This is a genomic window from Leptolyngbya sp. FACHB-321 (assembly GCF_014695975.1).
Lineage (GTDB): Bacteria > Cyanobacteriota > Cyanobacteriia > Leptolyngbyales > Leptolyngbyaceae > Stenomitos.
In genome coordinates this window covers 31,852-46,678 of the sequence record NZ_JACJPI010000088.1, presented here as the reverse complement: position 1 = coordinate 46,678, position 14,827 = coordinate 31,852, and the positions used below count along the sequence as shown (strand labels likewise).

The 14,827-nt window shown below is 49.0% G+C and carries 13 protein-coding genes; 6 read left to right on the top strand and 7 right to left on the bottom strand.

Features of this window, described 5'->3' with window-relative positions; genetic code table 11:
* The first annotated feature begins 268 nt into the window (after positions 1-268).
* The 3 genes from sufR to H6F76_RS28430 are packed head-to-tail and all read left to right on the top strand — an operon-like array spanning position 269 to position 1,726.
* Positions 269-922: an iron-sulfur cluster biosynthesis transcriptional regulator SufR gene (gene sufR / locus H6F76_RS28440; protein WP_190513433.1), complete on the top strand. Its 654-nt coding sequence runs from the start codon at positions 269-271 to the stop codon at positions 920-922.
* A gap of 28 nt (positions 923-950) precedes the next feature.
* Positions 951-1,307: a hypothetical protein gene (locus H6F76_RS28435; protein WP_190513431.1), complete on the top strand. Its 357-nt coding sequence runs from the start codon at positions 951-953 to the stop codon at positions 1,305-1,307.
* A 41-nt stretch (positions 1,308-1,348) separates the two neighbouring features.
* Complete coding sequence (locus tag H6F76_RS28430; protein WP_190513429.1) at positions 1,349-1,726, top strand: hypothetical protein; 378 nt, start codon at positions 1,349-1,351, stop codon at positions 1,724-1,726.
* A 45-nt stretch (positions 1,727-1,771) separates the two neighbouring features.
* Here H6F76_RS28430 and H6F76_RS28425 read toward each other — a convergent pair whose 3' ends face one another.
* Together H6F76_RS28425 and H6F76_RS31235 are read right to left on the bottom strand one after the other, a co-directional pair.
* Positions 1,772-2,167, bottom strand: a complete 396-nt coding sequence (locus tag H6F76_RS28425; RefSeq protein ID WP_190513427.1) for a hypothetical protein — start codon at positions 2,165-2,167, stop codon at positions 1,772-1,774.
* Between the two features lie 767 nt (positions 2,168-2,934).
* On the bottom strand, positions 2,935-3,063 hold the full coding sequence (locus tag H6F76_RS31235) for a hypothetical protein (RefSeq protein WP_277881294.1): 129 nt from the start codon (positions 3,061-3,063) through the stop codon (positions 2,935-2,937).
* Between the two features lie 16 nt (positions 3,064-3,079).
* Between H6F76_RS31235 and H6F76_RS28420 the strand changes: the two genes are divergently transcribed.
* Positions 3,080-5,029, top strand: coding sequence for a chloride channel protein (locus tag H6F76_RS28420; RefSeq protein ID WP_190513425.1), 1,950 nt, complete (start codon positions 3,080-3,082; stop codon positions 5,027-5,029).
* A 126-nt stretch (positions 5,030-5,155) separates the two neighbouring features.
* On the opposite strand, the gene H6F76_RS28415 is transcribed toward H6F76_RS28420, so the two are convergent.
* The 5 genes from H6F76_RS28415 to H6F76_RS28395 all read right to left on the bottom strand — a co-directional run bounded on the left by H6F76_RS28415 (position 5,156) and on the right by H6F76_RS28395 (position 11,328).
* Entirely contained in the window at positions 5,156-5,545 is a 390-nt protein-coding gene (locus tag H6F76_RS28415) for an AbrB family transcriptional regulator (RefSeq protein WP_190451695.1), read from the bottom strand.
* Between the two features lie 1,018 nt (positions 5,546-6,563).
* Positions 6,564-7,052: a P pilus assembly/Cpx signaling pathway, periplasmic inhibitor/zinc-resistance associated protein gene (locus H6F76_RS28410; RefSeq protein ID WP_190513423.1), complete on the bottom strand. Its 489-nt coding sequence runs from the start codon at positions 7,050-7,052 to the stop codon at positions 6,564-6,566.
* 110 nt (positions 7,053-7,162) lie between these two features.
* On the bottom strand, positions 7,163-8,707 hold the full coding sequence (locus H6F76_RS28405; protein WP_190513421.1) for a SagB/ThcOx family dehydrogenase: 1,545 nt from the start codon (positions 8,705-8,707) through the stop codon (positions 7,163-7,165).
* Between the two features lie 77 nt (positions 8,708-8,784).
* Entirely contained in the window at positions 8,785-9,636 is an 852-nt protein-coding gene (locus tag H6F76_RS28400; RefSeq protein WP_190513419.1) for a GDSL-type esterase/lipase family protein, read from the bottom strand.
* Between the two features lie 123 nt (positions 9,637-9,759).
* Positions 9,760-11,328 carry an ammonium transporter gene (locus H6F76_RS28395; RefSeq protein ID WP_190513417.1) on the bottom strand — a complete coding sequence of 523 codons (1,569 nt, stop codon included), beginning with the start codon at positions 11,326-11,328 and terminating at the stop codon, positions 9,760-9,762.
* A gap of 544 nt (positions 11,329-11,872) precedes the next feature.
* On the opposite strand from H6F76_RS28395, the gene gshA reads away from it, so the two are divergent.
* Positions 11,873-13,024, top strand: coding sequence for a glutamate--cysteine ligase (gshA, locus tag H6F76_RS28390; RefSeq protein WP_190513472.1), 1,152 nt, complete (start codon positions 11,873-11,875; stop codon positions 13,022-13,024).
* 339 nt (positions 13,025-13,363) lie between these two features.
* Positions 13,364-13,837, top strand: a complete 474-nt coding sequence (locus H6F76_RS28385; RefSeq protein ID WP_190451593.1) for a tRNA (cytidine(34)-2'-O)-methyltransferase — start codon at positions 13,364-13,366, stop codon at positions 13,835-13,837.
* The last annotated feature ends 990 nt before the right edge of the window (positions 13,838-14,827 follow it).

Here is a 14,827-nt window from a genome sequence, read left to right as displayed (position 1 = left end):
AGGCAGCGCGACAAGACAACGGATCGATTCTATAATTAAAACAACATAGATGTTGCTTAATCATATTGTAAAGCACTTTAGCAACAATGTTGTTGCCAAAGTCGAAAGCAGAACCTTAAATAAGGCATTGAGGACTATGGCTTAGGGCAAGACGATTGTGTGTTTAAGTCGTTGTAATATCAGGTTGTCGTAGCCGTGCTCCCGTAGTCGATCGCTGTTTTAGTAAAGCCATGTGAACTTAGCTGTCAGCTTTACCGCTGGGAAAAGAATGACAACTGTCCAACAACCCTCCACAAAACAAGACATTTTGCACCACTTGCTCAAGCAAGGACAGTCAACAGTACAGGAGTTGGCTGAACAGCTACACGTCAGCCCGCAAGGCATTCGACGACACTTAAAGGATTTAGAAGCGGATGGCTTGATTGTCCATCAGGTGATTCAAACGGGCATGGGTCGCCCCAACTACAGCTACACACTTAGCCAAGCAGGGCGCGATCGCTTTCCCGATCGCTACGATGATTTCGCCGTTTCGCTCTTAGACACATTGGCGGCAACGGTGGGCGCAGACCAGATGGGCTCTATTCTGCGGAAACAGTGGGAACGTAAAGCGCTGGAGTACCGCGATCGCCTCGGCAACGGTTCTCTCAAAGAACGAGTGGACCAGCTAGTTGCACTTCGCCTTGCTGAAGGCTATATGGCAGAGTGCCATCCCGTTGATGTGAATGGCGCTGCTGTAGAACAGGGCGATCGCTTTATCCTGACAGAGTATAACTGCGCTATCTCTCACATTGCTGAGTCCTTCCCTAGTGTTTGTGGTCACGAACTGGAAATGTTTGCCGCCGCTCTCGATTGCAAGGTCGAACGCACTCACTGGCTTGTCAACGGCGAACACCGCTGTGGCTATTTGATTCAACCCAAGTAGCTTTTAGCAAGCAAAGAGGTTCTTGCCAATGAGTTGGGTAACAGATGTGCTTCTTATATTTAGCCTGGGAGAAGTTTGGGCAGATTACATGGAGCCAATTGAAGCTGATGAAAATGGAGAATCAGTTGAAGAACCACTACCGCTAAGGACTATTAATGCTTGGTTGATAAAGAACAATCAGCAATCTTTGAACAGATGGGACGAGTATGTCAACACTGGGAAGCCGATGCAGTCCCGTATATACGGTGGAGCTTACAACTTCTTAAAAATTAGTGAGTTCGTTGAGGTTGTCAAAGCGCAACCGTGGCAAGAGCCTCAGAATATGCAACTCCTTATCAAAGATGATCCAGAAGATCGATTTACTCTGTACACCTTATCCACTTAAGCTGATAGCTGACTGCTGATCGCTGAGTGCTGAACCCTTCCATGCAACCATCCAATGAATTTCTAACACCAGAAGAATGTGCGGAGGTAGATAAGGCACTGCTAACTTCGCGGGAAAAGTTTTCGGCGCGAGTGGCAATTTATGCGCTGCGATCGCTCAAGCAAATCGCTCAAGCGAATGGGGTCACCATTGTGCAGTTAGACCCGCAGCAGATTGAAGCTTGGGTTTACCAGGATGAGAGCTTACAAGCAGGGGTCGATCGCGAGTTTCGGCAGTTTTTCTCGCAGTTGGTCATTGCGTCGATGAAACCGTTGAGACAAATGGCGGCGGCGGCAGGTGTACCGATCGAGGCAATCGGATTGGCTCAGGTTATTGACTGGTTTGAACAACAAGCAAAGCTAAATTTAGGCAACCGTTAAGTTCCTGTATTAACGCACCGTGGCTTGTACTCAGAGTCTTTTTGATCAAGGTTGCTTTGGTGGTCGTTCAACGTCTACAAGCGGTAGTGCAGGTCGAGCCGCAGGCTCTTGCTTGATCGGCGCATTTTGGATTAGGAACAAGGCAGTGCCCATAAAAATAGCGCTTCCTAAAACAGTCCAAACAGCCGAAAGCCCACTCAACCTAAAGTCACGTCGAACGCGGGCAAGAGGACGGCTTTCGCGGCGTAGCCGATGTCCAGTTGGTAGATTGCTGAGAGTAAAGGGGTCACGCACATAATGACCGCTCCAACTCACTACCAAGCGTTCGCGACAGTTTTGACACGTTAGCAGCCCGCGCAAAAGTTTATGGGGCTTAATAACACCAGCACGGTGACAGATTGGACAGATTGGAGAAGGCGTGTCAAAGGTATGAGCGTTCATCTAAATCGTCTATCACTACAGAGGCTTACTTAGATCAAATCGACAGGCGTTATTTTGCAAACAGTTGGTCACAAGGAGCATTTTCTTGCCTCAGCGGATGACTATAGCCTCAGCTCTCAAAAGACTATTTCGTATCCGTTAAGCTCGTAACGTTCAAGCGTATAAATTTTCTCGATATAAGCTCTAAGTACCAGTATACAGACCCTTGCGGGATGTACACTTGAATCATCTAGCCCAAATTTTCCTTAAATTTATGCTTCGAGTTGTAGCCTAATGGTTGCGTCGTTGACACAAGAATGCTTTGACCAGGCATAAAAAGTGTTTTCAGGTTTTGCTTCCATCCAGGTTTCTCGCTTGAAGCTTCATAGTTGAGGCAGGTAGTGCTGGCTATAAGGCGCTGTATCATGTCGATTGAGAGCATCGACTAAAGGTATTAACTATGCCTAGGTAGAGCTTTTAATTGGCTAGAACAATTGCCTCGCTTAGTGTAGCTTGCGTTACCTAGAGTTGGCAGTACTGTCAGAGTACCCATTTAAGTTTCTTCATCTAAACAGCAGCGATGTTTGTTGGGGGTTAGGCAAGCTCATTTTACGATCGTCCCTGAGTGATTTTGAAGCAAGAGTGACTTTGCAGCAAGTACGATTTTCTCCAAACTTCGGCTTGTAGTCAGCAGCAACTTAGCTGTCTTTGGCGACGTTAAAGGATGGCGTTACTAACAGGACTGATCAGAAGCTTGTTGGATTACACAGCCCTGCAAAATTAGCGCTTTAGCGGTTGAACTGAACAAGGGCATTAGGGTTCAGCTCTTTCAGCACCTTATGAAGACGTTCTCCCCGGAAGCGATCGTAGAAATAAGCGAAGATAAAACTAGCAATAAAAGTTAACTCTGATCTCATAATCGCTCTTAGCCTGATGACTGCCAGCCCTTCTCCCAACGTTCTGACACCTCAGACACCGCCAGCGACTGTGCTGAGTCCACCAAAGCCTGTGCTTGCCAGCACGCTGAACCGCCTGCAACCTGCGCCTGAAACCCTCGTGCTGCTGTTGGCACTGGTTATTGGTAGTGGCACGGGCTGTGCTGTGGTGCTTTTTCATTACCTCATTCAGCACATTCACAGCCTGATGCTAGAGGATGTGATGGGATTGATTGTGCCGCTGGGTTTTTGGACACTTGCCTGCATTCCGGTGCTCGGTGGGCTACTTGTAGGGATTATGCGCTGGTGGCTCCAGGATTTTGGACCGAACTTGTCCGCGTTGATTTCAGCATCTCAGGGACTGGATAGCGTCTCGCCATTACGAGCCAGTGGGAAAGCTGTTGCAGCATCAGTGTCGTTAGGAACAGGCGCATCTTTGGGTCCTGAGGGTCCAAGCGTTGAAATCGGTGCCAACATTGGCGTGATTGTTGGGCAAGCACTACAAATGTCGAAGGAGCGCCAGCGTCTCTTGCTAGGGGCAGGTGCTGCCGCCGGCCTGGCAGCAGGCTTTAATGCGCCGATCGCAGGTGTCTTTTTTGCGCTGGAAGTAGTGTTGGGCACGACGTTTGCAACCTCTGCCGTCAGCGTCGTGCTGTTGTCAGCAGTCGTGGCAGCGTTGATTGCTCAAATTGGGCTAGGTGGGCAGCCACCATTTACATTGCCAAGTTATGAGGTGCGGAGTCCCTTAGAGCTACCGTTGTATCTAGGGTTAGGGCTGTTTGCTAGTTTGGTGTCGATCGCCTATACCCAGTCTATTCAACGCGCCCAGCAGTTTTTCGATGGGCGAATTCCAGGTATGGGCTGGATGAGTCGAGTACCCATGCTGCTGCGTCCGGCAATCGGTGGTTTTTGTGTTGGCGCGATCGCATTGCAATTTCCCCAAATTCTTGGTATCGGCTATGAAACTATAGAAGCGATGCTGCGGGATGTACAGTTTTCGTTGCCGTTACTGTTGAGTTTGCTGGTACTTAAGTTGGCAGCAACAGCTATCAGTCTGGGCAGTGGGCTAGTGGGCGGGTTATTCGCGCCTGCGATGTTCTTGGGTGCATCTCTCGGTGCCGCTTATGGCAAGTTGATGGCGCTTGTGCTGCCGCTCTCACTGGGTAGTATTGCGGCACCCCCAGCCTATGCCATGGTGGGTATGGCAGCAGTGCTAGCAGCTAGCGCCCGCGCACCATTGACTGCGATTTTGCTGCTGTTTGAGTTGACCCGTGATTACCGCATCATTCTGCCGCTGATGGCGGCTGTGGGCTTGAGCGTTTGGCTGGTTGATCGCCTAAAGCCACTTGACCGCAACCTCTCAACCATTCAGTCAACGAGCTTAGCCAATTCACCCGATCACAATGCGGATGTGCTGCATCAGTTACTAGTTGTTCAGGCGATGCATCAAACGTTTCTGTCGTTGCCCAGTACTATGCCAGTGCTCAAAGCTGGTTTAGCTTTAACAACCCATCAATCTCGCAGTGCGCTGGTGGTAGATGCCTCTGAGCAACTGATTGGTCTCGTGACGCTTCAGGATATTCATCGTGCCATTTCCCGCTGGGAAACTTATTGCCATACCCATGCTGCTAGCGATCGCCCGGTCATTGATTTAACAACTCAGACGTTGGACGACATTTGCACGAAGGATCTGCTCTACGCTCATGAGGATGAACGAATTCAGGACGCGCTTGCCCGGATGTCAGCCAGAGGGTTGCATCAACTACCTGTTGTCGATCGCCACAACACCCGTCACATTATCGGATTGCTAGAGCAAGAAAAAATTACCTTGCTATGCAGCCTCACATTGATGCAACAATCGCTTCATCCTTATTTGGACATGGGAAAAGATTCTGCTGACGGCAACGAAATGCCTACAGCAGAATTGATGAGCTTGCCACAAGCTTAAAGGTTTGCTCTGCTCTTATTTCTTGCGACTTGTCCAAATATTGCTGAACATCATTAGCAACCCGCCGACAAAAATCGCGATCGCCAAACCTGCGGGCAGTACAGTCATCCAATCGATCGTTTCCATTTAAGCTTCTTCATCCAATTGGTCAATCTGCTTTAGATGAATGTGCTTACGACCCAGGGAAATTTCAAATTCATCGCCTGGTTTAAGTTCCATCTGCTTAGTGTAGGCAGAACCGATAAGCAAATTACCATTGGACTGAACGCTAATCCGATAGCTGGCACTGCGACCGCCGCGTCCATTTATATTTTGTTTACCATCAAGCTCAATACCCTCTGCGTCAATGAGCGCATTGAGAAACTTCATCATATTGACTCGTTCTACACCGTTCTTTGTCACCGTGTAGTAACCGCACTCCCGCGCTTTCTCTTCTTTACTATGGTTCTCTAGTTCTTTAACTTTTTTGAGCAACGCTTCGCCTAGAAGAGGCTCAATTTTTTTCTTTTTACTCATTAACTTAGCTGGGAACTGTGTGGATTGGGTCACAAATTTACTAACATCTGGCAAAGGGTAAATGCTTTAGCTGTTTACTTACCTATGCAATCATAGTACACCGTCCCTCTCATTTGTCTCATACCCCAGCTGCTAATTTACTTAAGAGCGAAGGCGTTGTTCAGCTTTACTAAGCCGATTGATCGCTGATAGTAATTGCCACAAGCATTTAGTTTGTTGGTATTGGTGGCTGGAGAAGAGACAATGACCTTCAACCTTAGCTGCAATGACTGACTAAAATTGTTGCTTGCAACACTCACATGATCGTTACTCAATTGGCGCCACTGCCACTAATTGAAAGCAGCCAATAGTTAGTACATTCGTTATAGCCATTTGTAGACCAAGCTTACGGATTCAAAGCATAAGCGTTAGTCAAGCATCGTTAAGTAAGGTTACTAGGTTAGGACATCGCTCTGCTAAGGCAAGGCAACGTTTACCTCTAAAGAATGTTCGCGCACTCAATTTAATTTGGATAAAAGACGCGTCTTAGAGGATGTCTTAAAAGTCCACTTTCTCGTCGCTTTGGCGACTGAAGGCGACTGAAGTCGCAGCTACATAGATCAAACCTGCCGACGCAGGTTGTTAAACTCTTTCATTCCGGTAGTCCGCGTAGGCGGACTTTGTTTTCGTAGTCGCAGTTTTAACCGCCAGACACTTTTCAAACAACCTCTTAGCCTAAAAGTATTGACGATCGCCTTTTCACTACTCAATGCTGCATGGTGTTGTAACGATATGATAACGTGTGCTGAAGAAGCAGCCATCAGCCATTACATCTGGCTGCTTCTGAGCTACTCACTGAGTTCTTGCTATCCAATGCACACGACAACGAGAGCTGTGGCACAACAAAAAAGGAGAGTACGGAACTTGTTAGTCCACGTGCCCTCCTTCTCCTGATTTAGCAAAAGCTCCTGCTTTAGCAAAAGATATTGTACAGACAAGCGCTACGTACGCTAAATCACCTCAGCAGCAAGCACTTAACTTATTGGCTGGGTTGCTGACGTTTTTGCGATCGTTGTTGACGACGTTGCTCTAGTTGCTGGCGCTGTTCAGCGGTTAGCACAGCATCCATCTTTTGCTTGGCATCCTGACGGACAGCTTGAATTCTCGTTTTTTGGTCTGCCGTTAGATTTAGGGCTGCCCACTTGCCGCGTGGCTTTTGTCCTGCCTGTCTTTGCTCCCCTGACTGCCCTTGTTCTCCTGGCTGTCTTTGTTGTCTTTGTTGTTTGGCGGCGTCTAACTGTGCCTTTTGCTCTGGCGTAAGGATCGCATCAATCTGGCTGCGGGTCGATTCGCGGATTTGCTTAAGCTGCGCTTTTTGGGCTTCGGTCAAGTTGAGATTAACGCCACGTTTTTGATATTGCCCAGCAGGTGGTGTTGGTGTTTGTGCTGCGACAGGCAGCATGGGTACAGCATAGGAAAGTGCGATCGCCAAGGCACCGGGTAAAAAAAGGAAGCGTTTGACGTTCATAGCGTAGTTGTGTGTTGTGAAGTGTTTCAGATTAAGGAGGTACAACTGATGCATCAGTTGTGTAGCCTTAGACCACTCACAGTTTCGCAAGGTTCAACGCAGGCTTGAGATTAAGTTGACAAGGCGGCAGAACGTCCCAAGGTGGTGATGTAAAGGACGGCTTCATCAATGGGAATACCCAGCACTTCATTGACCTGATCGTCAAAAAAGCCAGCAATGCCACTGACACCTAGACCTAGCTGGATCGCTGCCAGGTTGAGGCGTTGTCCTAAATGTCCCGCATCCAGATGCAGGTAGCGGTAAACGCGATCGCCATACGCCGCGATCGCCGCCTTGAGGTCTGCCGTATGAAACAGCACGGCTCCAGCATCGCGACCCAGCGCTTGCCCCAGGCAGAGAAAGTGCAATTCTTGACGGAAGTTTTTGAAACGAATCTGGCGGAGTTCCTGAGCCTTAGGTGCGTAGTAGTAGCAGCCTTCCTCTAAGCCCATCACGGAGGAAACAGCAATAAACGTTTCGACCAGGCTGAGATCAAAATAGTCGGGAGAGGCATCCAAGCCCTGATCACTGTAGTGCTGAGGCTGGTAGGTAAAGTCCAGCAGGGCAATGAGTTCTTCGAGGGTTAGAGCTTCTCCGCTGTAGCCACGGGTAGAACGGCGTTGCAGCATGGTTGTTTCTAACTGTTCCAGACGATCGCCCCAATCAATTGGCGGAGTCACTGTGGAAACCTTCAGGCAAAAAGGAAAGTTGTACTTGTCGATCCGCTGGGGCTGGGTTGCAGCAGGCTTCCAGTTCACTTTTGCTGTCGCATCGAGCGGTAGCTGTGTCGCTTGATGCAAGTGGCTCAAGATTTGCCCCTCGGAAAGGGGCGGATACTCGCGCTGTGTGGCGCTTGGCAGGGCAGTCCGCGCCAAAGACAAATTTTGCTTGACTTCGAGCAAATCAGCAAGGGGCAACACCGCGATCGCCCCTTCTTGCTCAGCATCAAGGTAGAGCAGTTGTTGCATGGCTTCGTCCATAAAGCCGCCAATTAGGTGCGGGCGGTAGTCATTGAGTGCACATGCCATCTCAATGTTGCCAAGTAAGTGCCCTGTATCGAGACAAATACGTCGGTAGGCGCGATCGCGGTATCGCCATGCCGAGCGAAAGAAGACGGCTGTTGTTACCAGAGCAAGCTGTGTATTTTCCAGCACTGGATGCCAGTAGCAGGCAGCTTGAAGTTTTGTCCAAACATCACTCTCCCAAAAATGCATCAAGGAGTGAGTGTACGCCTGGTAGTTGTAAAGTCCGGCTGGCAGCAGCGGTGTACCGCGTGAAATGAGGTACAGTTCAGCAGGATACAGACCGCCAGCGGAAGGGGCAGCCCTCAAATAATGAGGGGCATTGGGGGTGAGAATTTTTCCAGTGAGTCCATAGCTGCACAGCAGCAGGCGCGACAACCGTCGCCACCATAGCCCAGTCGGGTCATTGCTAAAAGCGTCTGGCTCATCAGCCAGATAGGGCTTCAGGTCAGTGACAGAACCGATTTTGTACTCTTTATAGGGTAGCGGTGGCTGGTTCCAGTCTATTGCTGGCTGGTTCGCGTGGATGGTTTCTGGGTGGTACTTTGTCCGCTCATGATAGTGCTGGGCGATCGAGGCGGTGAGATCCGACATAACGGTTGCGGAAGAATGCGGCTCCGCTCCAATCTTGACACTCTCTTAGCTAAAAGTGCCATAGCTTTTGGCTCAAACTACGGCTTGTCAGCGCGATCGCCATTTAATCGCCATTTAAACTGTTGCTGTGCAAAAACCTGGAGGCGCGCTTGCCAAACCTGATAGCCTTTAGCGCTGAGATGCAAACCGTCGGTACTTAAGTCAGCCGCCAAGTTACCGTTTGCGTCAGTAAAGTAGGGTTGTAGATCCAAATAAGTAACGTCTTCTTCCTTTGCCATGTCTGCCAGCGCTTGATTCAGCTCACGGATGTCACTGTTTGACACTGGCACTCGTCTTGACAAAGAGCCCGACGCTGGCTCAGGCTGTGCTGTGTCTTCTTTGGAGGATGGTTGCGATTGCAGCGGACGGCGATCGACATAAGGCAGAATCGACTGCACCACAATCTGAGCTTGAGGATGAGCTGCTTTAAGGTGGAGTACAATTTCGCGATGATTCGCCAGGATTGTCTCAGTGCCTACACCGTGCAGCAAATCATTGATGCCAATCATGACGAGCACTACTTCTGGTCGCGTTTGGTCGAACAACCTGAGCCGACGCAGTAAGCCAGTTGATGTTTCACCCGAAATGCCCTGGTTTAACCAATTCTCTTCTGAAGGAAGTAGTTCTGGTGGAAACCAGAGGCTGAGAGAATCGCCTGCCAGCACCACTAAGCGCGGTGGCTGCTTTTCGGCTGCTACTTTTGCTTCTTGCCTAAGCAACGCCACCCACCGTTCATACGTAAGCTGATGGCGCGGTCCTAAGATTGGCAGAGGCACTGTAGCGGTGTCTGCTTTCACTGTTGAAACGGTTGTCGAAACTGTTGAAGCATTAACCTCCTGAAAAAAAGCGGTCAAGCTACCCCGATGCAGCAGCAGAGCAGACAGAAGCATCAGTCCACTTAAGCTGAACGACAGGATAGCCCAACCACGAAGAGAAAGGAATCGCCTAGACACTGGCTCAGATTTAAGTTGCTTTGAGTCAGATTGTAATGGCAATTTCAGGCTTTTTCAGCACTACTGATCGATCGTTTTGGCAAAAGCGATTTCACCACGAATCTCTTCACCGTAAGCACCCTCGCCATGCTCGTAAATATCCAAACCTTCGTCTTCGACTTCAGGCTTGACTCGCAGTTCCATAAAGAGACCCAGCACTTTGAGGATGATGAATGTGCCAACTGCCGCAATGATCGCTGCAATCAACACAGCAATGATCTGAGTGACTAACTGACCAGCATTACCATATAGGAGACCATTGTTGCCAGCTGCGTTAACAGCTTTTGTTGCAAAAACTCCAGTCAAAATCGCACCAACTGTACCGCCAACGCCGTGTACTGGGAAGGTGTCTAATGAATCATCAAACTGTAGCTTTGCTTTCAAGTTAACGGCAAAGAAACACGCTAGACCCGTCAAAGCACCAATGGCGATCGCAGACAATGGTGTAACAAAGCCTGCTGCGGGTGTAATGCCGACTAGACCAGCAACGAAGCCGCTACCCATGCCAACTGCTGTTGGCTTTCCCTTCAACAACCACTCTGCTACAAGCCATGCCAGACCTGCCGCCGAAGCGGAAACTGTTGTTGCTACAAATGCAACTGTTGCCAAACTGCCTGCGCTCAGTGCACTGCCACCGTTAAAGCCAAACCAGCCCATCCAGAGGATGCCAACGCCCAACAAAACAAATGGGACGTTATGAGGAATCACTGGCTTCGACATCCAATCTTTGCGAGGCCCAAGTACCCACGCAGCGACTAACGCCGACACACCGGAACTAATGTGAACGACTGTGCCACCCGCAAAGTCCAACGCTCCCATAGCACCTAATAAACCTCTACCCCAAACCATGTGGGCTAGGGGCGAATAAATGAAGGTAGACCATAGAACGATAAACCAAAAGAACGCTTTGAACGAGATGCGCTCAACGATCGCCCCAGACACTAGTGCGACCGTGATGATGGCAAACATCATCTGGTACACCATAAATACCTGGTGTGGAATCGTTGCCGCATAACCGATTGGATCAGGCGCATCAGCCGCAACGCCATTGAGACCCAGCCAACCGAGTCCACCGACGAACTGCTGAATCCCCTGGGCAAACGTTTGCCCCTCTGCAAGCGTTACATCAAACGCTAAGCTGTAGCCCCATAGAACCCAAGTAACGCCGACGATCGCCATTGCCACCAAGCTCATCATCATGGTGTTAAGCACATTGCGCGATCGCACCAGCCCCCCGTAGAAAAATGCCAGACCGGGTGTCATAAATAGCACCAGGGCGGCAGATGTAAGCACCCACGCTGTATCACCCGTATCCATTTTGGGTGGTTCTGCGGCAGCAGGGGCAGCAGCATCCTGAGCCACAGCAGGATCAATCAGCAACCCTGTCAGTAGGTGGAATAGCGTGATTGCTACCAAAGGCAAACCAAAGGCTAGAACCAACCTGCGTAGAGTTTTTTTGCTCTGCTCGCTCGGCTTACCGACAGCCAGATTTACAACGTGCTGCCAAAGCGAGGATACCGATCGAGAGAAGGAGTGCGAAGACCGCCGACGCTTATGCTTCGGCTTCTGATGAATCGTTAGTTTAGACATTAGACACCAAAGAATCCTTGTGAAAATATCAGCCAATACAGTGGGCAACTCGCCGGGGTAGGCTAAGTCAAAGCGACATTACGTAAAAGGCTTGGAAGTTGCTTACTCTACTCGACCCCCTCAAAGCACAAAGCATCAGAGATTTTGGGTCGGTGCCGCTACAAGCGTTGAGCAAAGCAGCCAGGCAGTCAACAACCTTTTCCAAGCGATGAACTAATAAGAGTGATTGCACCAAGTCTGAGAAGGTAAATTCTGTATAATCGATTACAGTTTGACTTTGAAAGCTTACTGGCTTGCAGTGTAATATCACCACTTTGGGGCTTGTAAAGCTTTCTAGTAAAGGGTTAGGAGATCATTCAACAATAGGCTTGACCCCAGTAACCTTTTTACGTGATTAAGCTTTGTTTGTTTAAGTTACAGGAGGGCGATCGCACAAGGTTCGGCTGCCATTCTCGTCGTCCCTTGCAGTATCAACCTGTCAGACGATGTATTGTTGACCTTTTCCCAGATACTGAAAGAAGACTGCTCAACTGAGGGAAAATGTATCATGCTGTCAAAAGGGTTTGAAGTTGAGATTTACACCAGCACCCCAGACGGTGATATCGTTGGGCTGTCTGACAAGATTGTGGCAGCGTTAGATGGTTTTGTACGTGAACCAGATAGCCGCAATGTGGAATATACAACGCCGCCCTGCTACCGCTACGAACGGCTCTTGTGCGATTTGGTACGCCCACGTCTGCAACTGCGTGATTATCTGCATCACCTAGGAGACTACACGCTGATTCCTGGCAGTACGCTGTCTCTGGGCGCAGTCGATCGCTTTTGGCGGTCTGATCCAGGTAACCCTTACCACACCTATATCGAGCAAACCTACGGCACCAGCGTCGTTACTGCCAGCATTCACATTAACGTTGGCATTAGTGACCCAGACTTGCTGATGCGGGCGTGTCGTTTAATCCGGCTAGAAGCACCGCTTTATCTAGCATTGAGTGCGTCGTCACCGTTTCTAGGTGGAGAAGTAACGGGCTACCACTCGACCCGTTGGGGCTTGTTTCCCAAAACGCCTGCCGAGGTGCCCCTGTTTGAGAGCCATGCTCATTTTATCCGGTGGACAGAGCAACAGCTTGCAGCAGGGACAATGCAAAACGTGCGTCACCTCTGGTCGTCTGTACGCCCTAATGGCGATCGCCGTCCCTATAACCTCAATCGGTTAGAACTGAGGATTTGCGATCTGGTGATCGATCCGGTTGCCTTACTTGCCATCACAGCGTTGTTAGAAGCTCGCTTATTACAGCTTCTAGCTGATCCATCCCTCGATCCGCTGGAAAGCAGCCAACTGTCCGCCGCCAGTCGATCGCACGCTTTAGCCGATTTGGCTGACGCAAATGAGAGCGCCGCCGCTCGCCTCAGTCTGGATGCTGAGCTAAGGCACTGGAAGGACGGTAGCCCCATCCTGGCAAAAGATTGGATCGAGCAGCTTTATCAAGAAGTCTGGCCGATCGCCAAGCAGGAAGGCTTTAGTTGTTTTCTCTTGCCCTTGAAGAAAATTTTGCGAGAGGGCAACGAAGCACAACGCTGGTTGAAACTATATGAGCAAGGTCTTGCCGTTCAACCCATTATGCGACAGGCAATTCAAGCTGCTGCTGACTACGAACTCACACTGCAAGATGACCTTTGCCAACCGCTGGTTGCGTAGACTTTAGTTTTGTAGTCTTTTCCCAGAAGGGGCTTCTCACCCCAGCTCAAACCGCTTCATAACGGTTTTTACTGAAATAAAGGGCACCCAATAGCTGGTTCCCAACTTTAAAGGCTGTATCGCGATGGCTTAAGAACGGCTAGATCAAAGCAAGCGCTATTATCCTCTAGCCACTTGAAAGTGCTAGCGATCGCTTTACTGCTTAATCATCCCTTCGGAGGAAGACAGTTTTTAATCAAGAGCCCTAAATAGGCAACCTTTGCTCAATAAAGATTAAAAAAAGTTATCAATCGCTCTTTTTTTAAGATCGTAATTACGGCATTAAGGCACCAAGCGCTGATGATCAGCTACAGACTTAGAGTTGTTTTAGTCCATCCGCAGATTCCGCCAAACACAGGCAACATCGCTCGTACATGCGCTGCTACTGAAACTGAGCTTCATTTAGTAGCGCCGCTCGGCTTCGAGATCAGCGATCGTTACCTCAAACGTGCAGGCTTAGACTACTGGCCTCATGTCAAGCTGCACTATCACAGTTCGATCGAAGCGTTTCATACTATGCAGCAGTCACAAGAAGGGCGTTGCATTGGTTTCAGCACTGGTGGACGCTGTAGTTATACTAAATTTGCTTTTCAACCTCATGACTGGTTGCTCTTTGGCAGCGAAACCACTGGGCTTCCTGCCCACGTGCTTTCTGCCTGCGATGAGACGGTTTATATACCGATGGCAAGCCAATATGTCCGCAGCCTCAATCTCTCTGTGAGCGCTGCTGTTGGTCTTTTTGAAGCGCAGCGACAACTGAGCTGCTTGGAATAGCACGATTACTACACCAACCATGTATGTTTGCCTAGACAACTGTATATGTACTGCTGAAAGCTGTGACACAGACGATCGACGTAAACACCTGCCTGTCCTTCTTAAAGGATGCAGAACCATGTTTTAGAACTCCTCATTGACGAGTTCTAAAACATGGTTCGTCGTTACTCAAGTACTCTCCAGGCAATCGCAACGTTTATGGATTGACTGAGCAACGACATGTGATGAATTCATTTTCTGAGCTAGAAATCAGGTCAGAGATTGATTCGTTGTTTGAATCGCAGCTTTACGCGATCGCTCTTCGCCAGCCAGAACTGCGTTCATGACAATGCTTAATCGCTCTATAGCTATCTAGAAATAGGACTGAAGCAAGGTTAGCTGTGTCCTTGGAACCATGCTTTTCCTGCGGTCACTAAGCTTTCAAACACAGCTAATTGCTATGATCGCAGGCTACTTTTGTGTAATAAGAAATTTCTATAACAGTAGTACTGAACTATTGAGTGTGATCCGGTTTTGTAGGTTGCTGTGCTCAAGCGCTTTACAGGGTAGTGGCAGCGGCTCACAAAAGTTCCAGGTGCTACAGGCAGACTCACTAACACTCAAAGCCTTCAGTTATTAATTGTGATAATGTACACAATTCTACGGTTGTTGAGTCACCTGCCTTCCGTCTACCGTCATGCAAGTGAGCGTTATGATTGCAACTTCAATCGTTGCCCAAGATTAGCTGTAATCCTTTCCAGGACGCTGTTTCTATGTTTTTCTTCAAGGGAAAACTGAGTGCTTATAGGCTGAGTCAGCATGATTTGATTGAGCGAACAATCGCCTCTTTAAGATGCTTACGCCTAAGCCTTTTACAAGCACGTGAGCATCAGCTTTTTGAGGGGCAAGCGATCACTGATAGCGCTCAATTAAAGGTTCTTTCAACACGAGTTGTAGATTTTTGGGGTTATGTTAACTTGTCTAAATTGAGAAAGCAGGGTAATCTTGCCT

Coding starts and splice junctions, on each gene's coding strand:
- sufR (WP_190513433.1), top strand. CDS start 269: ATGACAACTGTCCAACAACCCTCCACAAAACAAGACATTTTGCACCAC.
- H6F76_RS28435 (WP_190513431.1), top strand. CDS start 951: ATGAGTTGGGTAACAGATGTGCTTCTTATATTTAGCCTGGGAGAAGTT.
- H6F76_RS28430 (WP_190513429.1), top strand. CDS start 1,349: ATGCAACCATCCAATGAATTTCTAACACCAGAAGAATGTGCGGAGGTA.
- H6F76_RS28425 (WP_190513427.1), bottom strand. CDS start 2,167: ATGAACGCTCATACCTTTGACACGCCTTCTCCAATCTGTCCAATCTGT.
- H6F76_RS31235 (WP_277881294.1), bottom strand. CDS start 3,063: ATGAGATCAGAGTTAACTTTTATTGCTAGTTTTATCTTCGCTTATTTC.
- H6F76_RS28420 (WP_190513425.1), top strand. CDS start 3,080: ATGACTGCCAGCCCTTCTCCCAACGTTCTGACACCTCAGACACCGCCA.
- H6F76_RS28415 (WP_190451695.1), bottom strand. CDS start 5,545: ATGAGTAAAAAGAAAAAAATTGAGCCTCTTCTAGGCGAAGCGTTGCTC.
- H6F76_RS28410 (WP_190513423.1), bottom strand. CDS start 7,052: ATGAACGTCAAACGCTTCCTTTTTTTACCCGGTGCCTTGGCGATCGCA.
- H6F76_RS28405 (WP_190513421.1), bottom strand. CDS start 8,707: ATGTCGGATCTCACCGCCTCGATCGCCCAGCACTATCATGAGCGGACA.
- H6F76_RS28400 (WP_190513419.1), bottom strand. CDS start 9,636: ATGCTTCTGTCTGCTCTGCTGCTGCATCGGGGTAGCTTGACCGCTTTT.
- H6F76_RS28395 (WP_190513417.1), bottom strand. CDS start 11,328: ATGTCTAAACTAACGATTCATCAGAAGCCGAAGCATAAGCGTCGGCGG.
- H6F76_RS28385 (WP_190451593.1), top strand. CDS start 13,364: ATGATCAGCTACAGACTTAGAGTTGTTTTAGTCCATCCGCAGATTCCG.